Genomic DNA, 23,527 nt, shown 5'->3' on the forward strand with positions numbered 1-23,527 from the left:
TGTCGTCCGATACCGGTCGGCCGATACGGACCGGTGGCATCGCGCCGTCCGCGCGCCTCGCGCGTCGCGGGCGGCGCCTCCCCTGGTCGCGATCTATCGCGTTTCGCTAGGCTGAGTCCGTGGACCTCGAAAAGCAGCCCCAGCAGCCCGAGCGGCAGCAGCCCGAGCAGTCGGCCGCCCCCGCGGCACGGCCCGAATTCGCCGATCCGCAGGGGTCGATGCGGGCCTCGGACGCCGACCGGGACCGGATCGCGGACATCCTCAGGGACGCCCTGGCGGAGGGGCGGCTCGACGCCGAGGAGCACTCGGACCGGATCGACGCCGTGTACCGGGCCAAGACCGTCGGCGAGCTGGAGCCGCTCGTCCGCGACCTGCCCGCCACCGGCCGCCGCCCGGAGCCCCTGCCCGGGTACGGGGACGAGGGTGTCGAGGGCCCGGCGGACAACCTGGTCGCCGTGTTCTCGGCCTCCACCCGCAAGGGCCGCTGGCGCGTCGGCCGCCGCACCAACGCCTTCTCGCTGTTCGGCAGCGTCGAGATCGACCTGACCGAGGCGATCTTCGCCCAGCGCCTCACCACCATCAACGCCACCTCGATCTTCGGCAGCGTCGAGGTCCACGTCCCGGAGAACGTGACCCTGCGCGGCAACGGCACCGGCGTCTTCGGCAACTTCGAGGTCGTCACCTCCGAGGGCGCCGACCCCCAGGCCCCGGTCATCGTCGTCAACGGCTGGTCCGTGTTCGGGAACGTCGAGGCCAAGCCCAAGCGGGGCAAGTGGGTCACCGACCTGCAGAGCCACCTTCAGGCCAAGTTCCGCAAGGATCTCGGCCAGTGATCGGACGACGGCCGGTGGGTGACCCGACGGTGACCGGTCGGTTGATCAGCCGCTGACGCCCGCGTTCCGCTCCGACCGGTGACCGGATTTCGCCGTCCCGTGTCCGCGCTTCGGAACGCCGGGGCACGCAGTGCATAGGCGCACGCACAGCGGGTAGGGCTCGTTGCGTCGCCAATCGCCCCCGCCAGCGGAAGCCGTCGTCAGGAGTAGACCGTGCTGCAGATGCCGCATCAGCCCCTCCGGGTCGCCGCCGTGCCGCCCCAGCGCACCCCCGCCCGGGAGGACGAGGGCGGCCCGTGGCACACGGAGGCGGTGTGCCGCCGGGACGAGGCCGGTCTCTTCTTCGCCCCCTCCAAGGAGCCCACCGCCGCCCGGCTCTCCCGCGAGGAGGCGGCCAAGCGGGTCTGCGCCCGTTGCCCCGTCATGGTCGAGTGCCGCGAGCACGCCCTGCTCCAGCCCGAGCCGTACGGGGTGTGGGGCGGCCTCACCGCCGCCGAGCGCCGCGTCGTCCTCGCCCGGCGCCGCCGCCGGGACGCCGAGCTGCGCAAGGCCGCGGCCGCCGAGCGCGCCGAACGCATCGCGAAGGCCGGCTGACCGCCGCGCCGACGGGTCCGTCGCCCGTACGGGAAGGGGCGCCCCCACCGCACATGGGGGCGCCCCTCTTCGTACCGTCCTCTGCTACCGGGCTCAGTTGGCCCGGTCGAAGTCGATCTTGCTGTAGGCGCGCAGCTTCGCGAGCCGGTGCGTTGAGTCGATCTGCCGGATCGTGCCGGACTTCGAACGCATGACGAGCGACTGCGTGGTGGCCGTCTCGGAGCGGTAGCGCACCCCGCGCAGCAGCTCGCCGTCCGTGATGCCGGTGGCGACGAAGAAGACGTTCTCGCCGGAGACCAGGTCGTTGGTGGAGAGCACCCGGTCCAGGTCGTGCCCGGCGTCCAGGGCCTTCTGCCGCTCGGCGTCGTCCTTGGGCCACAGCTTGCCCTGGATCACACCGCCCAGGCACTTTATGGCGCAGGCCGAGATGATGCCCTCGGGCGTGCCGCCGATGCCCATCAGCAGGTCGACGCCGGTGCCCTCGCGGGCGGCCATGATGGAGCCGGCCACGTCGCCGTCGGAGATGAACTTGATCCGGGCGCCGGTCTCGCGGATCTCCTTGACGATGCCGTCGTGGCGCGGGCGGTCGAGGATGACGACCGTGACGTCCTCGGCGTTCATGCCCTTGGCCTTGGCGACCCGGCGGATGTTGACCGAGGCGGGCGCGTTGATGTCGACGAAGTCGGCGGCCTCGGGGCCGGTGACCAGCTTGTCCATGTAGAAGACCGCGGACGGGTCGAACATGCTGCCGCGGTCGGCGGCGGCGAGCACGGCGATCGCGTTCGGCATGCCCTTGGCGTTGAGCGTGGTGCCGTCGATCGGGTCCACGGCGATGTCGACCTCGGCGCCGGTGCCGTCGCCGACCCGCTCGCCGTTGAAGAGCATCGGCGCCTCGTCCTTCTCGCCCTCGCCGATGACGACCACGCCGTTCATCGAGACGGTGGAGATGAGGGTCCGCATGGCGTTCACCGCCGCGCCGTCCGCGCCGATCTTGTCGCCGCGACCGACCCAGCGGCCCGCGGCCATGGCGGCGGCCTCGGTCACGCGGACCAGTTCGAGGGCGAGGTTGCGGTCGGGGGCCTCGGGCGAGACCTCGAGCTCGGGCGGCAGGTGGTGGTGCTCGGACATCGGTGCGCACCTTTCTGTTACGGCGACGGGCGACGGCCGGAAAAACAAGAGGGTGCCGTGACTCTATCGTCAGGTCGACAAATTGAGCAGAGGGGCCCACGTATGAGCACAACACCATGATGCGACCATGGGGGCGTGGCAGGTAACCAGCGACGCAGGCAGACGGTACGCGGGATGTTCCAGTCCCTCGCGGTGATCGCGGTCGCCGCGGGCGTGATGTACGTCTTCATCCCGCACGACGAGACGGCGACCCCGGTGAAGGCGAAGGACTACCGGGTGGAGCTTCTGACGGCCCAGCGGGCGGCACCGTACCCGGTGCTGGCCCCCGAGGGCCTGGGCGACGGATGGAAGGCGACGGTCGTCTCGTACCAGCGGGAGGACCACAACGCCTGGCGGCTCGGCTTCCTGAGCCCCGACACCCAGTACGTGGCCCTCAACCAGTCGACGGAGGACCCGAAGAAGTTCGTGCCCGCGGTCACCCAGCAGGCCAAGAACTCCGGGAAGACCGAGACGGTGGCCGGGCGGGTCTGGCAGCGCTGGGAGGGCCCGAAGTACGACGCCCTGGTGCGCACCGAGGACGGCGCGACGACCGTCGTGACGGGCACGGCGTCGTTCGAGCGGCTGGCCGAGATGGCGGGCGCGCTCCAGGCGAAGAAGGCGTAGTCCGCCTGCGCGGGCGGAGGTACGGGAAGGCCCCCGGTGCGGTGCACCGGGGGCCTTCCTGCGTACGTGGGCCGATCAGACGGTCGTGATGACGTCGTCGTAGGCGAGGCGCGGCTGGCGCGGGAACGGGGAGGCGTCCTCGCCCGGCTTGCCGATGTTGATGACCATCAGCGGGGTGTGGTCGGCGTCCAGGAACTCCTTCTGCACGCCGCCGAAGTCGAGACCGGTCATCGGGCCGGCGGCCAGGCCGGCGGCGCGGATGCCGACGATGAAGTAGGCGGCCTGGAGGGCGGCGTTCAGCAGGGCGGACTGCTCGCGGACCGGGCGCTCGGAGAAGAAGAGGTCCTTGGCCTGCGGGAAGTGCGGCATCAGGGCCGGCAGCTCCTCGTGGAACTCGTTGTCCGCGGAGAGGATCGCGACCAGCGGGGCGGCCTGGGTCTTGGCCTGGTTGCCCTCGGCCATGTGCTTCACGAGGCGCTCACGGGCCTCCGCGGAGCGGACCAGGGTGATGCGCAGGGGGGTCTGGTTGAAAGCGGTCGGACCGTACTTGACCAGGTCGTAGATCGCCTGGACCTGCTCGTCGGTCACCGGCTCGTCGGTGAACGTGTTGGCAGTGCGGGCCTCGCGGAAGAGGAGGTCCTGGGCGGCGGGGTCAAGGGCGAGAGACATGCTGCATACCTTCCGAACTGCACGGGTCGCTCGTCAGGGAGTTCGAGCGATGCCTCGACAGTACGACGGAAGTAGGTGAAGTTTCAACTACTCGCCCCATTTAAAACCGGATAGTGATCCGCTTCACAGGATTCAGTGTACGCGGCCCGCCGGGACGCTCAACCCCTCGGCGCCCGACCCTCGGCACCGGACCCCTGGGCGCCCGACCCTCGGCTCCGGACCCTCGGCTCCGGACCCTCGGCTCCGGACCCTGGGCGCTCAGCCCTCCGCCGCGTCCTGCCCCTGCTCCTGTTCCTGCTCCCGCTCGGCCGCCAGCGAGGCGTCGAGGCGCGCCCGGGCGCCCTCCAGCCAGTGCCGGCACACCTTCGCCAGCTCCTCGCCGCGCTCCCAGAGCGCCAGCGACTCCTCAAGAGTCGTGCCGCCCGCCTCCAGGCGCCGGACGACCTCGATGAGCTCGTCACGGGCCTGTTCGTAGCCGAGTGCAGTCGCAGTCTGGTCCGCGTCCGCGCGCGTTGCCATGCGTTCCACCTTTGTCTGTCGGTTCTCTGTCATGTCTCTGTACTTCTCGACGCTTCTCTGACGTACGGGCCCGAGGTCCTGCGTACGGGGCCGACGTACGACGTTGCCGGTCCGGGCCGCCGTCCTACGAGCGACGCACCGTGAACTCGCCCGCCGCCACCCGCGCCCGCAGCTCCTCGTCGACCGCGACCTCCGCCGGGTCCCGCACCACCGCGCCGTCCGCCCGCTGGAGCACCGCGTAACCCCGCTCCATCGTGGCCGCGGGCGACAGCGCCCGGACCCGGGCACGGGTGTGCGAGAGCTCCGAGTCGGCCCGGTCGAGCAGATGTCCCAGGGTCCGCCGGCTGCGCGCGAGCAGCGCGGCCAGCTCGTCCTCGCGGACCTCGACCATCCGCTGCGGGTGCTCCATCACCGGCCGCGCCAGCGCGTGCGCCAGGCCGCGCTCCTCACGCTCCAGCAGCCCCCGTACGCAGCGCAGCGCCCGGTCCCGCAGACCGCGCACCCGCTCCAGCTCCTCGCCCACGTCCGGGACGACCTTCTTGGCGGCGTCCGTCGGCGTCGACGCCCGCAGGTCCGCGACCAGGTCGAGGAGGGGCGAGTCCGGCTCGTGGCCGATGGCCGACACCAGCGGCGTACGGCAGTCGGCGACCGCCCTGATCAGCTGCTCGTCCGAGAACGGCAGCAGGTCCTCGACGCTGCCGCCCCCGCGCGCCACGACGATCACGTCCACGTCCTCGTGCGCGTCCAGCTCCTTCACCGCCTGGATCACCTGCGGCACCGCCCTCACGCCCTGCACCGCCACGTTCCGCACCTCGAAGCGGACGGCGGGCCAGCGCCGCCGCGCGTTCTCCAGGACGTCCCGCTCGGCCGCCGAGGCGCGGCCGCAGACCAGGCCGATCAGCTGCGGCAGAAACGGCACCGGCTTCTTCCGGTCGAGCGCGAACAGGCCCTCGGCGGCCAGCGTCCGTTTGAGCTGTTCGAGCCGGGCCAGCAGCTCGCCGATGCCGACCGGCCGGATCTCCGCCGCCCGCAGCGACAGCTGCCCCCGCGGCGCGTACCACTCCGGCTTGGCGTGCACGACGACCCGCGCGCCCTCGGAGACCACGTCGGCGACGGCGTCGAAGACCTGCCGGTAGCAGGTCACGTTGATCGAGATGTCGTACGACGGATCCCGCAGCGTCAGGAACACCACCCCGGCACCCGGCCGCCGCGACAACTGGGTGATCTGCCCCTCGACCCAGATCACCCCCAGCCGGTCGATCCACCCCCCGATGAGCCGGGAGACCTCCCCGACGGGCAGCGGCGCTTCGGCGGACGTGTTCAGACCCATGCGCCGAGCGTAACGGGCGGGTGCGACAACGGGACCGGTCGTGCGGCACCGGGACCGGTCGTGCGGCACCGGGACCGGTCGTGCGGCACGGGGACCGGTCGTGCGGCACCGGGACCGGTCGTGCGGCACCGGGACCGGTCGTGCGGCACCCGGACCGGTCGTGCGGCAACGCGTCGGGGCGGGGCGCCCCCCCCCGCGGCGGGGCGGCGGTGCGCGGCCTCGCCGCCGGTCACGGCGCCGGCCGTCGCGCTCCCTGCATCGCCAGGACCACGAGGCCGACGCCCAGCCAGATCACGCCCACCACCTGTGCCGACGGTGCCGCCTCCACGATCACCGCGACGAGGATCGCCGCGCCGACCACCGGCGCCACGACGTGGGGCAGCCAGCGCGGCGGGCCCGCCATGCGGCGCAGCGCGAACCAGCCCACCACGCTCGCGTGGAGCAGGACGAAGGCCGTCAGCGCGCCGATGTCGACCACCGAGACGAGATGGTCCAGGCCGTCGGCCTGCCGGGCCGCCCACACCGCCGCGACCATCGTGATCGTCGCCGAGACGAGCAGCGCCACCCGCGGCACGCCCGCGTCCGTGCGGGCGAGCACGTGCGGCAGCCGCCGGTCGCGGCCCATCGCGAACAGCAGCCGCCCGCCCGCCGCCTGCCCGGCGAGCGCCGCGAAGGCCGCGCCGATCGCCTTCGAGACGGCCACCAGGTCGTGCAGCCACCGTCCGACGGCCGCGTCCACCGCGTCGTAGAACGCCGAGCCCTGCCGCGCCGGGTCCACCGCCATCGCCGTCGACGAGACCGGCTGCAGCAGCGCCACCAGCCAGGTCTGCGCCACGAACAGCACCCCGGCGAGCGCCAGACAGAACAGCACCGCCCGCGCCACCTTCGCCGAGCCGCCCGTCACCTCCTCGGCGAAGGTCGCGATGGCGTCGAAGCCGAGGTACGACAGGACCGCCACCGACACCGCCCCGAGCACCGCCGCCGCCGAGAACCCGGCGTCCCCGGCGAGCGGCGACCACCAGTCGCGCTGCGCCCCGTCCCGTACGAGCACGACGACCGCGGACACGACGAAGACCAGGAGCACCACGATCTCCATGGCGAGCACGGCGAGGCCGACCCGCGCCGCCGCCCGCACCCCCCACACATTGAGCAGCGTCGTGACGACGACCGCGATCCCGGTCCAGATCCACCGGTCCACCTGGGGGACCAGCGCCTCCATCGCGATGCCCGCGAAGAGGTACGCGACGGCCGGGATGAGCAGGTAGTCGAGCATCGCCATCCAGCCGGCGACGAACCCCGCGCCCTCGCCCAGGGCCGTACGGGCGTACGCGAAGACCGAGCCGGCCTGCGGCACGACCCGCACCATCTGCGCGTAACTGAAGGCCGTGAACGCCATGGCGACGGTGGCCACCACGTACACGAGTGCGACCGCCCCGTGCGATTTCGCGTCGAGCGTGCCGAAGATGCCGACCGGTGCCATGGGGGCGATGAAGAGGAGCCCGTAGACGACCAGGTCACGGAAGCCGAGGCTCCGTCGGAGGTGTTCGTGATCGGCCACCCGTGTTTCCTCAGCCATGGCGTCAGTCTCGGCCACCGTGGTGAGGAAACCGCCGACCGACGCGGCCTTACGATGGGACCCATGACTGCGTCGCCCGCAACCAACCGCCCGAAGCGTGTCCTGCTCGCCGCTCCCCGCGGCTACTGCGCGGGCGTGGACCGTGCCGTGATCGCCGTGGAGAAGGCCCTGGAGCAGTACGGGGCCCCGATCTACGTCCGCCACGAGATCGTCCACAACAAGTACGTCGTGCAGACCCTGGAGCGGAAGGGCGCGATCTTCGTCGACCAGGCCACCGAGGTGCCGCCGGGCAACATCGTGATGTTCTCCGCCCACGGTGTCGCCCCGACCGTCCACGAGGAGGCCCGCCAGGGCCGGCTCGCGACGATCGACGCGACCTGCCCGCTGGTCACCAAGGTCCACAAGGAGGCCGTGCGGTTCGCCAACGAGGACTTCGACATCCTCCTCATCGGCCACGAGGGCCACGAGGAGGTCATCGGCACCTCCGGCGAGGCCCCCGACCACATCCAGCTCGTCGACGGCCCCGAGGACGTCGCCAAGGTCGAGGTCCGCGACCCGTCCAAGGTCGTCTGGCTCTCCCAGACCACGCTCTCGGTCGACGAGACCATGGAGACGGTGGACGCGCTGAAGGAGAAGTTCCCGCAGCTGATCTCCCCGCCGTCCGACGACATCTGCTACGCCACGCAGAACCGCCAGACCGCCATCAAGGAGCTCGCCGGCCAGGCCGAGCTGGTCATCGTGGTCGGCTCCAAGAACTCCTCCAACTCGCAGCGCATGGTCGACGTCGCCAAGCAGGCCGGCGCCCCGGCCGCGTACCTCGTCGACTTCGCCAGCGAGATCGACGAGGCCTGGCTGGAGGGTGTCACCAGCGTCGGCCTCTCCTCGGGCGCCTCGGTGCCGGACGTCCTCGTCCAGGAGGTCCTGGAGTGGCTGTCCCAGCGCGGCTACGTGGACGTCGAGCTGGTCAAGACGGCCGACGAGTCGCTGACCTTCTCGCTCCCGAAGGAGCTGCGCGACAAGGACCTCCGGGCGAAGGCGGAGGCGCTGCTCGCCGGCGAGTGAGCGCTTCCAGCGGCGAGTGCCGGGCGAGTGCCTGCGAAGGCCGACCGAGCGCCTGCGAAGGCCGACCGAGTGCCGCGAGCGCCGACCGACTGCCTGCGAAGGCCGACCGAGTGCCGGTGCACGCTGAACGGGTGCCGGCGAGTGCTGAGCGCGTGCCGGCGACCTGGTGGATGACCGGGTGACGGAGCGCTCCGGCCCGTAACGTTGAGTCCATGAACGTCTTCGGAGTGGACATCGGCGGGTCGGGCATCAAGGGCGCGCCCGTGGACCTGAACCGCGGCGACCTGATCCAGGAGCGCCACAAGGTACTCACCCCGCAGCCCGCGACGCCCGACGACGTCGCGGGCTGCGTCGCGGAGGTGGTCGGTCACTTCGGCTGGTCGGGGTCGGTCGGCGTGACCTTCCCGGGCGTGGTCACCGACTCCACCGTCCGGACCGCCGCCAACGTCGACAAGGCCTGGATCGGCGTCGACGCCGGCCGGCTGCTCCGCGACCGCCTCGGCGGCCTGCCGGTCACCGTCCTGAACGACGCCGACGCGGCCGGCATCGCCGAGATGACCTTCGGCGCCGGCCGCGACAGGAAGGGCACGGTCATCCTGCTCACCCTCGGCACCGGCATCGGCTCCGCCCTCTTCGTCGACGGCACGCTCGTCCCCAACACCGAACTCGGCCACCTGGAGCTCAAGGGCCACGACGCCGAGAAGCGCGCCTCCTCGAAGGCGAGGGAGGACGAGGAGCTGAGCTGGGAGCACTGGGCGACGCGGCGGCTGCGGAAGTACCTGGCGCACGTGGAGATGCTGTTCTCGCCGGAGCTGTTCATCATCGGCGGCGGCGTCAGCCGGAAGGCCGACAAGTTCCTGCCGCTGATCGACGGCATCCGGGCGGAGATCGTCCCGGCGCAGCTGCAGAACAACGCGGGGATCGTGGGAGCCGCGATGGCGGCGACGGCGACGACGGCGGCGAAGCCGTAATTCCTTCGGCGTTCGACTCTCGTTTACGAAGATCCTTCGTCAAGGAGCTTTCTGGTCAACAAACATGGCAAACGATCATGCAGCCCCGGGATGCCTCCCCCGGATAGAACAAGATCGACAAGTGTTCGTGCGTCATGCCCCACAAGGGAGGCACCATGAAGCGGGTCACCGCCGCCGCCGTCACCACGGCCGCCGCTGCCCTCGCCCTCGCCCTCACCCTCGTCCAGCCGTCCGCGTACGCCGCGACCGCCTCGGTCTGGAGCGCCCCGACCTGCAACCGCGTCGTCGGTGACGGCGCGGTCACCTTCACCACCGACGACGGCGCGACCCTCACCGGGACCACCGGCACGCTCAAGCCCGTCAGCTACACCCACGGCCTGGTCGCCCTCGGCACCGCCAACACCCTCCTCGCGACCCGCAACGACGAGCTCCAGCGCTCCACCGACGCGGGCTGCAGCTGGTCGCACGTCGCGAACCTGGGCAGCGGCGGCGTGACCCTGACCGCGGGCGTCGGCAGCCGCGCCTTCGTCTGGGAGCCGAACGGCGCCACGCTCGATCGCGTCGACGGCACCACCGTCACCACGCTCACCGCCCCCACCACCGCCGTCGTGGGCCTCGGCACCGACCCGGCCGACGCCGGCCACGTGCGCCTCGCGGGCAACGACGGCAGGCTCTACGACTCCCGCGACGGTGGCGCGACCTGGACCGCGATCGGCACCCCCGCGTTCCCCGCGGGCACCGGCGTCTACTCGGTGGCCTTCGACCCGGCGAACATCGACCACGCCGTCGCCGGTGCCATGGTGAACGGCGGCGCGGTGACCACCGACGGCGGCACCACCTGGACCGCCTCCACCGGGCTCACCTCCGGCACCTCCGCCAACCTGTTCCGGACCGCCGTCTCCCCGGCCGACCCCTCGGTCGTCTACGGCGTCGGCATCGACCTCTCCGAGGCCGTCCCCGGCTCCGGCAACGAGGGCCGCCATCTGTACCGCTCGACCGACGGCGGCCGCACCTTCGCCAAGATCGTCGACGACACGACCGAGCACAAGCTCACCAACAGCACCCTGCTCGCCCCGAGCCCCACCGACCCGGCGGTGCTCTACTTCGAGTACGGCACGTACTTCTCGGGCTACGGCACCGACCTGTACCGCTACGAGGCGGGTACGGGCCTCGTCACCAAGACCCACAACGCGTTCGACGGCGTCTCGGCCCTCGCCTTCAACCCGGCCCGGCCGTCGGTGATGTACCTGGGCGTGGAGGAAGTCGGAACGCCGGGCTGACGGGGCCGGGGACTGGCGAGGCCGGGCTGGCGGGCCGGGGACTGGCGAGGCCGGGCTGGCGGGTCCGGGGCTGACGAGGCCGGGCTTGCGGGTCCGGGGATGCCGGGGCTGGATCTACGGCGCCGACGGCGGCGCGCGCCGGCCGTGACGAGGCCCCTGGCCACGTCATGCCCCAGCCGCGCGGTCATGGGGCGGGGCGCTCTAGAGCGTGTCTCTTTGATCGGTTGGTCAGTTGATCGGATGTGTCTGTCCGGTTAGCGATCACTGATGCGATGTGGGACCGGATCGAGCCGCTGATGCCGGCCGATCCGGTCCGCGGTCGGCGGTGGGCCGATCACCGCCGCACCCTGGAGGCCATCGCGTGGAAGTACCGCACCGGTTCGTCCTGGCGGGATCTACCAAACGAGCTGGGCCCATTCCAGACCGCTCACAAACGGCTGATCAGGTGGGCCGTGGACGGCACCTGGGAACGCGTCGTTGCCCGGGTCCTGGCAGCGGCCGACGCCGATGACGACATCGGCTGGACCGTGTCGGTGGACTCCACCGTCGCCCGAGCCCACCAGCACGCCGCCGGCGCCAGGAAAAAAAGGGGGCGCCCGGCCGGACCGAACCCGACGACCACGCGCTCGGACGCTCCCGCGGCGGCCTGAGCACGAAGGTCCACCTCGCCAGCGACGGCCATGCCCGGCCCCTGGCCCTCCGCGTCACCGCAGGCCAGGCAGGCGACGCACCGGCCTTCGAGACCGTCATGGCCGGCATCCGTGTTCCGCGAAGCGGACCCGGAAGACCGAGGGCCCGACCCGAGGCCGTTCTGGCGGACCGGGCGTACTCATCCCGCGCGATCCGGAGTCACCTCCGCCGACGCGGAATTCGCACTGTCATTCCCCAGCCGTCCGACCAGGTCGGCCATCGTCTGCGGCGAGGCCGCGCCGGAGGCCGGCCGCCCGCTTTCGACGCCGAAGCGTACGAGCAGCGCAACGCGGTCGAACGCTGCATCAACCGGCTCAAGCAGTGGCGCGGCCTGGCCATGCGAACGGACAAGCTCGCCACTGCCTACCAGGCCGCGCTTCACCTCGCTTCCATCCTCATCTGGGCCCGCAGATGCCCCACGTGAGAAGCTCTACGGTTGATCGCCGATGTCGAGGGCGTGTTCTTTAAGGAATGCGCCCGCGTGGGCCGCTGCTTCTTCGGCGGTCGCGTACGGCGCCCCATCGGCGGCCGCGCCGGACACTCCGTCAGCGCCTCGCCCAATCCAGCCCCAATCACCGGAAGGCGACTGCCCTAGCTCAGCAGTCCCTCCGAACAGCGCAAGCGTGCTTTTGCCCGCTGTTGCGGGTGCTGGGCGGCTGACGGCCGCGGGCCATTTCTTGCGGGCGCCCTGCCGGGTGATGCCCCAGACAGCTCCCAACTGCTCATAACTTGCGCCGTAGGAACCAGCGGTTGCTGCAGCCTGCTCCGTGAGTCGCTTGACCTCCCCATCCATCACCTTCCACGCGGCCAGGACGGACAGCGCCACTTCGACAGGATCCGCCTCCCACATACGGTCGGCGGGCAGCCCGGTCTCCCGGGAGCGGATGGCCGAGGCCAGGGGGTTCAAGGCGTCGTACAGGGCCTTATCGAGCTCTGCCTGCTCTTCTGGGGTGATCTCAGAGGCCGTCATGCGACAACTGTAGTTTCCGAGCCTGCCTAAGTAAACTAAAGTTTCCATGCTGTATCGGTTGTCACTGCATCAGAGAGACAGGCCCTAGCCGTGCGGCGCCGCCTGGGCCTGTGCCCGGGCCCGGGCCCGCCGCTCCTGGCGGCGGCCCATGTCCCGTACCTTCCGGACGCTCGCGATGACACCGGCGACGAGCGTCCCCCCGTACAGCCACCCGGCGTGCACGGCGAGCGCCGTCACGAGGGCCATCGCCTGGCCGCCGACCCCGCCCGTACCGCCCGAGATCGGCACGACGCCCACCGCGAAGGCGATGGGCACGCTGATCGGGGCGGTGACGAGGTCGGCGGTCCGCACCCACAGTGCGGTCAGGGCGCTGACCGGCAGGAAGAGCAGCCCGAAGGCGAGCGGGGAGCCGTCGAGGAGCAGCCAGTCGAGGAAGCCGACGACCAGCATGACGGCCGAGGCGAAGAGCCCGGCGCCGAGACCGGTGAGCCGGGGGTTGGGCAGCCTGCGCAGCGCGACGACCAGCGGCGGCGCGGGCCGGGCCGGCCGCTCCACCCGGGGCCGGCCGGGACGCGGCTTGGCGGCGACCCGGTAGACCGCGGCACCCTGGACGAGGGCGCCGGGCGGCGCCAGGGGACTCTGCGGGTTCTGCGGCCCCTGCGGCCCCTGCGGCCGGCCCGCGGCGGGGCGTCGGGCCTGCGGCTTACGTGTCCTGTGCTGCTCCACTCCACCAACGTAGGTCGGAAGGGGCCGGGAAGACGGTGCGGGACACGCCCTTTGGGTGACCTTGGCGCGAAGAGCGCCGTCATGGCCAGGTTCGCTGCCCCCGTAAACTGGGGGATCGCCCCACCTCCACTCCTCCTAGGGAAGTCGCCACCGTGTCGCTCACGATCGGAATCGTCGGCCTGCCGAACGTCGGCAAGTCGACCCTGTTCAACGCCCTGACCAAGAACGACGTGCTGGCGGCCAACTACCCGTTCGCCACGATCGAGCCGAACGTCGGCGTCGTCGGCGTCCCGGACTCCCGCCTGGACAAGCTCGCCGAGGTCTTCGGCTCGCAGCGCATCCTCCCGGCCACGGTCGACTTCGTCGACATCGCCGGCATCGTGCGCGGCGCGAGCGAGGGCGAGGGCCTGGGCAACAAGTTCCTGGCGAACATCCGAGAGTCGGACGCGATCTGCCAGGTCATCCGCGCCTTCAAGGACGAGAACGTCGTCCACGTCGACGGCAAGGTCTCGCCGAAGGACGACATCGAGACGATCAACACCGAGCTGATCCTCGCCGACCTCCAGACCATCGAGAAGGTCCTGCCGCGCCTCCAGAAGGAGTCCCGGATCAAGAAGGACGTGGCGCCCAAGGTCGCCGCGGTCGAGGCGGCGAAGGAGCTCCTGGAGAAGGGCGACACCCTCTTCTCGGCGGGCATCGTCCAGGGCTCGGAGAAGGCGGAGCTGCTTCACGACCTCCACCTGCTGACCACCAAGCCCTTCCTCTACGTCTTCAACGTCGACGAGGAGGAGCTGACCGACGAGGCGTTCAAGGACGAGCAGCGCGCCCTGGTCGCCCCCGCCGAGGCGATCTTCCTCAACGCCAAGCTGGAGGCGGACCTCGCCGAGCTCGACGAGGCGGACGCCATGGAGCTCCTCCAGTCCGTCGGCGCCGAGGAGCCCGGCCTCGCCACCCTCGCCCGCGTCGGCTTCGACACCCTCGGCCTGCAGACCTACCTGACGGCCGGCCCCAAGGAAGCCCGCGCCTGGACCATCAAGAAGGGCGCCACCGCCCCCGAGGCCGCCGGTGTCATCCACACCGACTTCCAGAAGGGCTTCATCAAGGCGGAGGTCATCTCCTTCGCCGACCTCGTCGCCACCGGCTCGGTGGCAGAGGCCCGCGCCGCCGGCAAGGCGCGCATGGAGGGCAAGGAGTACGTCATGCAGGACGGCGACGTGGTGGAGTTCCGCTTCAACGTGTAGTCGTGCACCTACTGCACGTGAGGCCATGAGTCAGACGTGCAAGTGGGAAGGGGTCGGGCTCTGTCGAGTCCGACCCCTTCGTCATCACCGTGCTGGATGGGTGCGGGATGTTCTGACGTGTGGTCAGCGGCAATCAGGTGTCGTAAATGGTGGACCGGTGTCCCACCTGAACGACCCAGACCACCAGTTCTCCGTTGTCGATCGTGTAGACGACGCGGTAGTCGCCGACGCGCAGGCGGCGCCGTTCGGGCTGGGACACGAGTGCGGTGGTGTTGAAGCCGAGGGGGTCGGTCTCCAGCTCGGTCAGTTTGGCCAGGATGCGCAGCGCCATGTCGCGGGGGATCTTCCGAAGCTCGGCCTGCGCCTCGGGGCGGAAGACGGTTCGGTACTCACTCACCGCGTGCCAGCGTCTCCCTCATGATGTCCTCGATCGGGATGCCGGGCGCCGGGTTGGCCATGCGCTCGTCGATGATCCGATTGATTTCGCGCTCTTCCCACTCCTGGTACTTGCGTAGGACCTCGATGGAGACGACGGCGGCGACTTCCTTGCCCCGGCGCGTGATCACTGTGGGTACGTCGTCGCGATCGGCGCGCTCCACGACCTCGGCGAGGTGGGCACGCACATCGCGGATGGACTCTATGGGCAGCGGCTGCGTCATGCGCCCAAGCGTACCGAGTGACTCATGTGTACACAATGCGTCCCGGGCGCGGGCGACGGGCTTCGTCGCGGTCGCGCGTGCTGGATGGACTTGCACCGTGCTGGATGGGTGCCGGATGTTCTGACGTGCGGTCAGCAGCATCAGGTGTCGTAAACGGTGGACCGGTGTCCCACCTGAACGACCCAGACCACCAGTTCTCCGTTGTCGATGGTGCAGGCGACGCGGTAGTCGCCGACGCGCAGGCGGCGCCGTTCGGGCTGGGACGCGAGTGCGGTGGTGTTGAAGCCGAGGGCCCATCAGCTCCACGTGGTGTGCGTCACGTTCCGGGAACCGGCTCGGGTCGGCCGGACAGTCCGGAGGTATGGAGATGAGTGCACGTGCCCGAATAAGGGCGGGAGACGCCGACGCGTTCGGGTCTCTCTTCGATGACTACGCCCGGGCGGTGTACAACCATGCCTTCCGGCTGACCGGTGACCGGTCGGCGGCGGAGGACGTGCTGTCCTTGACCTTCCTGGAAGCATGGCGGCTGCGCGAAAGGGTGGACCTGGACGGCGGGTCGCTGAGGCCCTGGCTGCTGGGCATCGCCACCAACACCACGCGGAACATCCGCCGGGCCGCGCGGCGGCACGAGGCGGCTGTCAGCCGTCTGCCGTGCGAGGAGGCGCTACCGGACTTCGCCGAGGATCTGGTCGACCGGATCGACGAGGCAGGCCAGGTCGCGGCGGTGCAGGCGGCGTTGTCCCGGCTGCGCCGCGCGGAGCGCGAGGTCGTCGCGTTGTGCATCTGGGCCGGCCTGGACTACGCGGCCGCGGCCCAGGCGCTGGACATCCCCGTGGGCACTGTCCGCTCTCGTCTCTCGCGAGCCCGCAAGAAGCTCCGCAAGGTCGCCGGTGCCGAGGTTCCGTCGAAGAACGGGAACCCGGACGCGGGCTGCGGACAGATGGATGGTGACCGCGTTCCTGCGGTCCGGCCCACCCAGGAGGAGACCCGATGAGCCCCAAGCCGCACAGGCCCACCCAGGCCGAGCGCGAGGAGATGGCCCGGCTGCTGCCGGTCACGGCCGAACGGGACCTGCCTGAGCGCCGCCAACGGCTCCTGAAGGACCACCTGATGCGCGAAATCCAGCACGGCACCGATGCCGCTGCCAAGCCCTGGACCCGGCGTCGCCGCCGCCTGACGCTTACGGCCATCCCCCTGGCCGCAGGCATGGCTGTCGCACTGGCCATCGGCGGTGTGCTCGAAGGGCACCCCACCGCCGACCCGAACCCGAAGGTGGCCTCCGGGCCGTCGCCACGAGGAACCGAGGCCACACGGGCCGCGGCTCTGCTGGACCGTATCGCCACCGTCGCCGCGTCCAAGCCCGCACCCGCCGTCCGCGACGACCAGTACGTGTACATCTCCAGCAAGAGCGCCTACACGAGCCAGCGCGGCGACGGCGTCATGCGCCCGGACAAGCCGCACCTGCGGCAGATCTGGCTCTCGGTGGACGGAACACGCCCCGGCCTGCTGCGCGAGCACGGCCAGGACATGGAGCTGGGCACCGCGCAGGAAGGCGTCGCTGTCAGTGAGGGAGACGGCCGGACCACGGGCACCGCATCGGGACGTCCCGCGACCATGAAGCCCTCGGACCATGCGGCCCCCTCGCTGAACAGCCCGACCTACCGCTACCTGGAGACGCTGCCCACCGATCCCGAAACGCTGCTGAAGAAGATCTACGACGAAACCAAGGGCGCTGGGCCCGGCCCGGACCAGGAGGCGTTCGTGACGATCGGCGACCTGCTGCGCGAGCAGCTGGTACCGCCGAAGGTCAGTGCCGCCCTGTACGAGGCCGCGGCCAGGATTCCCGGTGTCACCGTCGTGGACGATGCCGGCGACGCCGCAGGCCGCCACGGCATCGCCGTCGCTCGCGTCCACGACGGCGAGCGCACCGAATGGATCTTCAACAGGCACACCCTGGACTTCCTCGGCGAGCGCAGCGTCATGATCGAGGACACCCCCAGGGCGAAAGCCGGTCAGATCACCTCCACCACCGCCGTCCTGAGCCGCAGCGTGACCGACAAGGCCGGACAGACCGGCGGCCGCGCAAGCTGACGAAGCGCTGAAGCGATGAAGCGGTGCCTCGTGCCTCAACTGATCAGTTCGGGCACCGCCGGGCGGTCCGCCGGTCTGCTCGACCGGACGGACCGCCCAGCGGGACCGCCCAGCCGGACCGCCCAGCCGAACCATCACCGCGTTACCTCGTCGGCGCCGGCGCGCCCCGCATGCACGAGGTGACCACCGATCCTGTGACTGGACTGCCTCCATGCGCACGCTGCTTTGTGCTGCCCTTTTCACCCTTTCGCTGTTCCCGTACACCGGCCAGGTGCTGCCATGACGCTCCAGGCAACCCGCACCGAGAAGCCCGCAGCGGCTCGGACGTCGGCATCTGCCCTGCCGTCCCTGACCGGCATGCGCTGGGCGGCGGCGTTCGTGGTCTTCGTCTACCACGTCCGGAACTTCGGCTACTTCCGCGGCGAGAGTGCCCAGATCGTCGACTGGGCGTTCGGGGCCGGCACGACGGGAGTGTCGTTCTTCTTCATCCTGTCCGGCTTCGTGCTGGCATGGTCGGCCCGCCCGGGAGACAGCGCGCGGGCGTTCTGGAGGCGGCGCCTCGCCCGGATATACCCGGTGCACCTGGTCACCGCGGCGACAGCTCTCGTACTGGCCGTCACTCTGGTGCCGGGCCTGCGCCCCAGCGGTCCCGCAGAAGCGGGAGCGAACCTGCTGCTCGTGAGCTCGTGGAACCCGCACTGGTGGCAGGCGCTGAACCCGGTCAGCTGGTCGCTGACCTGCGAGGCGTTCTTCTACGCGGCCTTTCCCGTGCTGCACGCGGGCCTGCTCCGCTTCAGCCCTCGCGGCCTCACCGCCCTGGCCGTGTCATGCACCGGCGCAGTGATCGCGCTGCCTTGGGTCAACTTGTCCTGCGAACTGGACTGGACCCTGTATTCGTTTCCCCTGGCCCGGTTTCCGGAGTTCGTCCTCGGCGCGGCCATCGGTCGCCTGGTCCGGATCGGGCAGTGGCGCGGGCCCGGATCGGAAGCAGCCACAGGGCTCACCCTCATCGGCTACTTCCTCGCGCATCAGCTGCACGGTGACGCCGGCTACGCGGCGTTCACGGTCATCGGGCTGGCCTGCCTCATACCCGCGGCCGCGCTCAACGACCTGCGTGACGCACCGTCGCTGTGGCGCCGACCGTGGTTGGGACGGCTCGGCGAGTGGTCCTTCGCCTTCTACATGATCCACCTGCTCGTCATGCGAGCCGCCGAGCAGCTGCTCGGCGTGAATCCCGAACTCGAGACAGAACCCGCCCTGGCTCTCACCACCGCTGTCGGCGCCGTTTCCCTCGGCCTCTCCTGGGCCCTGTACCGCTGGGTCGAACAACCCGGTCGGCGATGGATTCTCCGATCGCCCCGCACCGCGGGCCGTTCGACCGACGACGGACACTGACACGGCGCCCGTCCTGAACGATCCCGGGCCGCCGGCGTCACAGCCACTCTGCTCGCGGCCCTGTCGGCACTCTTGACCGTCACCGAGCCGACGGCCCCCTCCTCACGCGACATCGTGGTGGCTGTCAGTGGTGAACCACCTGGCGTTCGGCTGCGGATCGCGCCGGTACCGACGGCGACGTGCCGCGCGCCCCGCCCAGGCGGAGCGGCCACCAGAACCCTCTGCCCAGCAGGGCCGCCAGGGCCGGCACCAGGACGACCGACACGACGAGGGAGGACAGCAGGACACCGAAGGCGGTGACGGTTCCGATCTCCTGGGTGCCCGGAGCCGGGCTGACCGCGAGGGTGGCGAAGGAGCCGGCGAGTACGAGGCCGGCCGCCACCACGGCCGGTGCCGTGCGGCGCACCGCCTCGGCAACGCCGGCACGGGCGGGCACACCGCGCTCCCGCTCCTCGCGGATACGGTCACTGACCAGGATGTTGTAGTCGGTGCCCAGCGCGACCACGAACAGGAAGAGCACCAGCGGCAGCGTGAAGGAGACACCGGGCCGGCCCAGCAGATGCTGGAAGACGAGCGTCCCGGTGCCGAGCGTGGCCGTGAACCCGAGACCGATTGCGGCCATCAGCAGCAGGGGGGCGGCCGCACTGCGCAGCAGGACCAGCAGGATCAACGCGACCAGCGCCGCGGCGAGCGGAAGGCTCCGGCGCATGTCCCGGTCCACGGCGATGGAGACGTCGGCGAACACCGCGGCCGTCCCGGTGACGTGGGCCTGCGTCCCCGGCGGGGTGTGCCGGGCCACGGCCGACCGGACGGGGCCGGAGACGAGGACACGGGCCTGACCGGAGCCGGCGTCGGAGGTCAGGAAGAAGTCGATCCTGGCGGCGGAGCGATCGTGGTTCAGCACCGGGGCGGCCACCCGGCCCACCCCCGCCGTGCCGGTCAGGGCCCCGGTGAGCCCGGCCAGACCCTCCGTGGTCAGCGGCCGTGCGGCGTCGGTGGCGGCGACGTACACGCTCTGCGGGTCCGACACACCGGCAGGCAGCCGACGGGCTATCTCCGCGGCCGTCATCGCGGAGCCGGTGTGCGCGTCGCCTCGGTCCTGACCGTAGTCCATCCGCATCCCGAGCATTCCGGCCGCCAGTGCGGCCAGGCACACCGCCGAGGCCGCCGCGAAGAGCGCCGGGCGCCGGGCCAGACCGCTGGTCAGCCAGGCGAGCGCAGCCGACGGCCGGTCCTGCCGCCAGGTACGTGAGGGCCAGAACATGCGGCGGCCGCAGACGGCCAGCAGGGCGGGCATGAAGGTGAGACTGGCCGCGAGCATGACCAGCACCGACACGGCGATCGCGGGGCCCAGCACCCGGAACTGGCCGAAGCTCGCGGTGCCCAGGGTGGCGAACGCGGCGACGATGGTCAGCGCGGCGGAGGCGACGGCGGAGCCGACCCGGGCAGCGGCGTCAGCGGCAGCGGCCCTGGCGTCCTGATCCGGACGGCCGCGCAGCTGTTCCCGGAAGCGGAAGAGCAGGAACAGGAAGTAGTCGATACCGATGCCCAACAGGACGACACCGATCACCGAGGGCGTCGACGGGTCCAGCCGGACACCGGTCAACAGGGCCGCACAGACCACCAGGCCCCCGGCGACGCCGCTTACCAGCGACACCGCCAGCAGCGGCAGCAACGCGGCAAGGACACTGCGGAACACCCAGCCGCTCAGCAGGACGATCAGGCCCAGGGCAACGGCCGCGGCCGCGATGCCGGCCGTCTCCTCGGCGTCGGCCGTGTCCACGCGGTCGGCGAGGCCGCCGGTGAACCCGGTGCGCATGCCGAGGCCGGCGAACTGCGCCCGGGCGGCATCCCGGAAGCTCCGGTAGACGCCCTGCACACCAGGATCGTTCGGATTGCCCGTCAGCGAAACGGTCAGGAGACAGAACCTCCGGTCGGGAGCCGTCACCCCCGGGGTGACACGAGGGGTCTGCGACCGGTCCTGCACGAGGAACGCAGGAACGCCCTTGCGTTCGGGCATGGCGACACGCCGCCGACCCAGTGACTCGGCCGTCTCGGCGACGCGCTGCCGGTCCCGAGCGGTCAGCGCCCCGCCGTCCGTCCGCGCGACCAGCATCGTCAAGGCGTCGGAGTCCGCGCGTCCGCCGAATTCCTCCTCCGCGATGGTCTGCGCGCTCACCGAGTCGTAGCCCCGTGGCAGGAAGTCCGCGAACCGGGAATCGGTGACGCGATGGACCAACCCCTGGCTGACCACGGTCAGCGTCAGGCCGAGCAAGGTCCAGACGATGACGACTTTCCAAGCGTGACGGGTGCCGAACGCTGTCAGGGCGCGGATCACATGTCCTCCGAAGCACGTGTTTCAGGCGGTGTCACCAGCCCATCAGCCGGGGCGGTGTCGGGCATCGGCCGCAAGGACGGACGGGCGACGGTCCCTCAGTCCCGCTCGGACGGCATCCGGGCCCGGGGTTCTGGGCCCGCAGGCCCAGTCACCGTCCGAATTGGCTGCCGCGGGAACACTTCGGCGATGATCACGCGGGGAGGAACCGCCGGCTGGGCGGCCGAACGCTGGGGAAAGGACGTATCCGGATGAGTGCCGCGCCCGCCGCCGCGCCCGTGGCGCAGTCGGGGACGATCCGACCGTACGGACCAGAGGGGTGGAGCCGCAGCGACGCTCTGGTCGCCCCAGGGGGGTGGAGCCGCAGCGACGGTCTGGTCGCCCCAGGGGAGTGGAGTCGCAGCGACGGTCTGGTCACCGTGGGCGCAGCCGGCGCGGACATGCTCGGCTACCTCCTCGCCGGCCAGGACCAAGGCGTGGCCACAACCGTCCCGGGCGCTCTGCTGCCGGTTCTCGCCGCCCTTCCGCTCCTGGTCCGGCACCGCTGGCCGGTCCCGGTGCTCGCTGCCGTCCTGCTGTGCGGCTGGGCGTCGGAGCTCGGCGATGTCACTCCCCTCGGGCTGCACGCCGCCCTGTCCGTCGCGCTGTACTCGGTGGCCAAGGGATCACGGCCCACCACGGTCGCGGTGACCACGCTGGTGACCGTTGCGGCGCAAGTGCTGCGCTCGTCGAGCGCGGCCCCGCGGCTCGCGGTGGCAGGCGCCGCCACGGCGCTGCTGGTCGTCGCGTTCGGCGTCACGGTGCGCCAGTGGCAGCAGCAGGTGGAGACCAACCGCAGACTGCAGGCCGACCGTGCGGTGGCCGAGGAGCGCCGCCGGATCGCCCGGGAGCTCCACGACATCGTGGCCCACCACATCACCACGATGTACCTGATGTCCGGCGGTGCCCGCGCGAACCTGCGCAGCGACCCGGACGTCGCCCACGACGCCCTCGTCGACCTGGAGTCCTCGGGCCGGATGGCCCTGCGGGAGATGAGGCAACTGCTCGGAGTGCTGCGCGGCACCGACGAGCCGGACGGGACTCCTGCCGCGCCACAGCCGGGGGTGGCGGACCTGGACCGGCTGGCCGCCGAGGCCTGCGCGGCCGGTCTTCCCACCGAGCTGACGGTGCACGGTGTACCGCGTGAGCTGCCGCCGGCCGTCGCGCTGACCGTCTACCGGATCGTGCAGGAGGCGCTCACCAACAGCCGTCGGCATGCGGGGCGCGCCGTGGCGCGGGTGCGCTTGGACTACGGGGCCGACGAGGTCTCGGTGGAGGTGTGCGACGACGGCCGTGGGGCCCCGGTCGGCGCATCCGGTGGATTCGGTCTGCTGGGCATGCGGGAACGTGTCGCGCTCCACGGTGGGGCGCTGGAGGCCGGGAACCGCCGTGAAGGCGGCTTCCGGGTCGCGGCTCGCCTGCCGGCCCACCGCGCACACCACGAGAACCGGCCGACGAAGGAAGAGAGGGCAGAGACCTGATGCCGGGCGAGTCCCCTCACACCGGGGATGAAGAAGACCGCTGCGTTCCGCGTGTGGTCAGGCTGCTGATCGCCGACGATCAGCCATTGGTCCGCCGGGGCCTGGCCCTCATCCTGCGCACCGCTTCGTGGATCGACGTGATCGGTGAGGCCGGTGACGGTGCCGAGGCGCTCCGCATGGCGCACGACCTGAGCCCGGACGTGGTGCTCATGGACATCCGCATGCCGAACATGGACGGAGTGGAGGCCACCCGCCGACTCGCCGCCGAGCGTCCGGAATGCCGCGTGCTCGCCCTGAGCACCTTCGACATGGACGAATACGTGGTCGCCGCGCTGCGAGCCGGAGCCTGTGGCTTCCTACCGAAGGACGTCTCCCCCGAGCACCTGACAGCGGCGGTGCACACCGTGGCCGAAGGGGAATCGGTGGTCGCCCCGCGCCTGCTCACCCGGCTGATCGCCACGTTCGTCGGCACCCCGTCCGTGGCCACGCCGCAACCCTCGTCCTCCACGCTGCAGGCCCTGACGCCCCGCGAAGTGGAGGTGCTGCGCCTCATCGCCACCGGCCTGGACAACACGGAGATCGCCCAGGCCTTGCGCATCAGCGTCTCCACGGTGAAGAAGCACGTGGCGAGCCTCTTCACCAAACTGGCGGTCCGGGATCGCGCCCAGGCGGTGATCGCGGCCTACGAGTCCGGGCTCGTCCGGGCGCGAACCACCGTGGCTTGAATTCAGAGCGACGCCGATCGGCTCGGCGGTCCTTGGAGCGGACGGCCGTCACCCTGGCCGTCACTCCGGCCGTCACCACGTCTCCGGGGATGACCTCGTGGACCGAAGTTGACATGGCGATCCCTGGTACGTAGTGTTCTCCGAGTTGTCCGACGTGAGCACCGACCCCGGTCGGCCCCGGACAGCGATTCCGCAAGAACCACTCAACGCCTGATGGTGTCGATTCGTCGTCCCGTCTTGTATTTGCGCGCGTTTTTGCGAAATGAGGAATCCGTGTTCGAAGTTTGAGCGCGAGGCCCCGATTAGCTTCGGGGCCCGGGAATCCGCTAAAGTCTCACTCGTCGGAACGGCCCAACAGCCGGAAAGACAAACCCCGCTGACCGGGGATCAGACGCCGAAAGGATCTGATAGAGTCGGAAACGCCGGAAGGGCCCGGAGCGAAAGCGAAAGGGACCGGAAAGCACCGAGGAAATCGGATCGGAAAGATCTGATAGAGTCGGAAACGAAGGAAGCGCCCGGAGGAAAGCCCGCGAGGGTGAGTACAAAGGAA

Annotated in this window: 23 protein-coding genes and 1 pseudogene; 13 read left to right on the forward strand and 11 right to left on the reverse strand. The window is 70.9% G+C overall.

The window, feature by feature from the left end; translation table 11 throughout:
• The first annotated feature begins 119 nt into the window (after positions 1-119).
• Entirely contained in the window at positions 120-833 is a 714-nt protein-coding gene (locus ACWEJX_RS14180; protein ID WP_451607731.1) for a DUF1707 SHOCT-like domain-containing protein, read from the forward strand.
• Positions 834-1,046: 213 nt separating this feature from the next.
• On the forward strand, positions 1,047-1,427 hold the full coding sequence (locus tag ACWEJX_RS14185) for a WhiB family transcriptional regulator (protein ID WP_403796208.1): 381 nt from the start codon (positions 1,047-1,049) through the stop codon (positions 1,425-1,427).
• Between the two features lie 93 nt (positions 1,428-1,520).
• On the opposite strand, the gene glpX is transcribed toward ACWEJX_RS14185, so the two are convergent.
• Complete coding sequence (glpX, locus tag ACWEJX_RS14190) at positions 1,521-2,555, reverse strand: class II fructose-bisphosphatase (RefSeq protein WP_451607732.1); 1,035 nt, start codon at positions 2,553-2,555, stop codon at positions 1,521-1,523.
• Between the two features lie 135 nt (positions 2,556-2,690).
• Here glpX and ACWEJX_RS14195 point away from each other — a divergent pair, with 135 nt between their 5' ends.
• Positions 2,691-3,218 carry a DUF4245 domain-containing protein gene (locus ACWEJX_RS14195; RefSeq protein WP_403796212.1) on the forward strand — a complete coding sequence of 176 codons (528 nt, stop codon included), beginning with the start codon at positions 2,691-2,693 and terminating at the stop codon, positions 3,216-3,218.
• 75 nt (positions 3,219-3,293) lie between these two features.
• Here the strand turns inward: ACWEJX_RS14195 and ACWEJX_RS14200 are convergent, their stop codons facing one another.
• The 4 genes from ACWEJX_RS14200 to ACWEJX_RS14215 form a co-directional block, all read right to left on the reverse strand.
• The gene (locus tag ACWEJX_RS14200; RefSeq protein ID WP_403796215.1) at positions 3,294-3,887 is read right to left on the reverse strand and encodes a malonic semialdehyde reductase; all 594 of its coding nucleotides are present in this window, start codon (positions 3,885-3,887) and stop codon (positions 3,294-3,296) included.
• Between the two features lie 258 nt (positions 3,888-4,145).
• Entirely contained in the window at positions 4,146-4,406 is a 261-nt protein-coding gene (locus tag ACWEJX_RS14205; protein ID WP_451607733.1) for an exodeoxyribonuclease VII small subunit, read from the reverse strand.
• A 124-nt stretch (positions 4,407-4,530) separates the two neighbouring features.
• Entirely contained in the window at positions 4,531-5,736 is a 1,206-nt protein-coding gene (xseA, locus tag ACWEJX_RS14210; protein WP_403796221.1) for an exodeoxyribonuclease VII large subunit, read from the reverse strand.
• A gap of 229 nt (positions 5,737-5,965) precedes the next feature.
• Positions 5,966-7,312, reverse strand: a complete 1,347-nt coding sequence (locus ACWEJX_RS14215; protein ID WP_451607734.1) for an APC family permease — start codon at positions 7,310-7,312, stop codon at positions 5,966-5,968.
• Positions 7,313-7,366: 54 nt separating this feature from the next.
• On the opposite strand from ACWEJX_RS14215, the gene ACWEJX_RS14220 reads away from it, so the two are divergent.
• The 4 genes from ACWEJX_RS14220 (at position 7,367) to ACWEJX_RS14235 (ending at position 11,739) form a co-directional block, all read left to right on the forward strand.
• A complete protein-coding gene (locus ACWEJX_RS14220) occupies positions 7,367-8,374 on the forward strand; it encodes a 4-hydroxy-3-methylbut-2-enyl diphosphate reductase (RefSeq protein WP_451607735.1) in 1,008 nt (335 codons plus the stop codon).
• A gap of 212 nt (positions 8,375-8,586) precedes the next feature.
• Positions 8,587-9,345: a polyphosphate--glucose phosphotransferase gene (gene ppgK, locus ACWEJX_RS14225; RefSeq protein ID WP_451607736.1), complete on the forward strand. Its 759-nt coding sequence runs from the start codon at positions 8,587-8,589 to the stop codon at positions 9,343-9,345.
• 155 nt (positions 9,346-9,500) lie between these two features.
• Positions 9,501-10,625: a WD40/YVTN/BNR-like repeat-containing protein gene (locus ACWEJX_RS14230; protein ID WP_451607737.1), complete on the forward strand. Its 1,125-nt coding sequence runs from the start codon at positions 9,501-9,503 to the stop codon at positions 10,623-10,625.
• A 272-nt stretch (positions 10,626-10,897) separates the two neighbouring features.
• Positions 10,898-11,739, forward strand: a protein-coding gene (locus ACWEJX_RS14235) for an IS5 family transposase (RefSeq protein ID WP_451607738.1) whose coding sequence is annotated in 2 segments (ribosomal slippage) — positions 10,898-11,206 and positions 11,209-11,739 — 840 coding nt in all. Because the reading frame shifts where the segments join, the coding sequence is not laid out codon by codon here.
• Positions 11,740-11,745: 6 nt separating this feature from the next.
• Here the strand turns inward: ACWEJX_RS14235 and ACWEJX_RS14240 are convergent.
• Together ACWEJX_RS14240 and ACWEJX_RS14245 are read right to left on the reverse strand one after the other, a co-directional pair.
• Positions 11,746-12,285, reverse strand: a complete 540-nt coding sequence (locus ACWEJX_RS14240; RefSeq protein WP_451607739.1) for a hypothetical protein — start codon at positions 12,283-12,285, stop codon at positions 11,746-11,748.
• 84 nt (positions 12,286-12,369) lie between these two features.
• Complete coding sequence (locus tag ACWEJX_RS14245) at positions 12,370-13,011, reverse strand: DUF6542 domain-containing protein (protein WP_451607740.1); 642 nt, start codon at positions 13,009-13,011, stop codon at positions 12,370-12,372.
• Positions 13,012-13,163: 152 nt separating this feature from the next.
• Between ACWEJX_RS14245 and ychF the strand changes: the two genes are divergently transcribed.
• On the forward strand, positions 13,164-14,252 hold the full coding sequence (ychF, locus tag ACWEJX_RS14250) for a redox-regulated ATPase YchF (RefSeq protein WP_451607741.1): 1,089 nt from the start codon (positions 13,164-13,166) through the stop codon (positions 14,250-14,252).
• 133 nt (positions 14,253-14,385) lie between these two features.
• Here ychF and ACWEJX_RS14255 read toward each other — a convergent pair whose 3' ends face one another.
• The 3 genes and pseudogenes from ACWEJX_RS14255 to ACWEJX_RS14265 form a co-directional block, all read right to left on the reverse strand.
• Entirely contained in the window at positions 14,386-14,649 is a 264-nt protein-coding gene (locus ACWEJX_RS14255; RefSeq protein WP_451607742.1) for a type II toxin-antitoxin system RelE family toxin, read from the reverse strand.
• A complete protein-coding gene (locus ACWEJX_RS14260; RefSeq protein WP_019434848.1) occupies positions 14,642-14,911 on the reverse strand; it encodes a type II toxin-antitoxin system Phd/YefM family antitoxin in 270 nt (89 codons plus the stop codon). The genes ACWEJX_RS14255 and ACWEJX_RS14260 overlap by 8 nt, the downstream gene beginning before the upstream one ends.
• 140 nt (positions 14,912-15,051) lie before the next feature.
• Positions 15,052-15,201: pseudogene (locus ACWEJX_RS14265) on the reverse strand (type II toxin-antitoxin system RelE family toxin); the annotation flags it as partial.
• Between the two features lie 71 nt (positions 15,202-15,272).
• On the opposite strand from ACWEJX_RS14265, the gene ACWEJX_RS14270 reads away from it, so the two are divergent.
• The 3 genes from ACWEJX_RS14270 to ACWEJX_RS14280 all read left to right on the forward strand — a co-directional run bounded on the left by ACWEJX_RS14270 (position 15,273) and on the right by ACWEJX_RS14280 (position 18,397).
• A complete protein-coding gene (locus ACWEJX_RS14270) occupies positions 15,273-15,905 on the forward strand; it encodes an RNA polymerase sigma factor (protein WP_451607743.1) in 633 nt (210 codons plus the stop codon).
• A gap of 41 nt (positions 15,906-15,946) precedes the next feature.
• The gene (locus ACWEJX_RS14275) at positions 15,947-17,002 is read left to right on the forward strand and encodes a CU044_5270 family protein (protein ID WP_451607744.1); all 1,056 of its coding nucleotides are present in this window, start codon (positions 15,947-15,949) and stop codon (positions 17,000-17,002) included.
• Positions 17,003-17,359: 357 nt separating this feature from the next.
• The gene (locus ACWEJX_RS14280; RefSeq protein ID WP_451607745.1) at positions 17,360-18,397 is read left to right on the forward strand and encodes an acyltransferase family protein; all 1,038 of its coding nucleotides are present in this window, start codon (positions 17,360-17,362) and stop codon (positions 18,395-18,397) included.
• Between the two features lie 124 nt (positions 18,398-18,521).
• Here the strand turns inward: ACWEJX_RS14280 and ACWEJX_RS14285 are convergent, their stop codons facing one another.
• Positions 18,522-20,672, reverse strand: coding sequence for an MMPL family transporter (locus ACWEJX_RS14285; RefSeq protein ID WP_451607746.1), 2,151 nt, complete (start codon positions 20,670-20,672; stop codon positions 18,522-18,524).
• A gap of 311 nt (positions 20,673-20,983) precedes the next feature.
• On the opposite strand from ACWEJX_RS14285, the gene ACWEJX_RS14290 reads away from it, so the two are divergent.
• Together ACWEJX_RS14290 and ACWEJX_RS14295 are read left to right on the forward strand one after the other, a co-directional pair.
• Entirely contained in the window at positions 20,984-22,252 is a 1,269-nt protein-coding gene (locus ACWEJX_RS14290; RefSeq protein ID WP_451607747.1) for a sensor histidine kinase, read from the forward strand.
• Positions 22,252-22,977, forward strand: a complete 726-nt coding sequence (locus ACWEJX_RS14295; RefSeq protein WP_451607748.1) for a response regulator — start codon at positions 22,252-22,254, stop codon at positions 22,975-22,977. Before ACWEJX_RS14290 ends, ACWEJX_RS14295 begins: the two co-directional genes overlap by 1 nt.
• Positions 22,978-23,527 lie beyond the last annotated feature (550 nt).

The sequence above is a fragment of the Streptomyces sp. NPDC004788 genome, assembly GCF_053601115.1.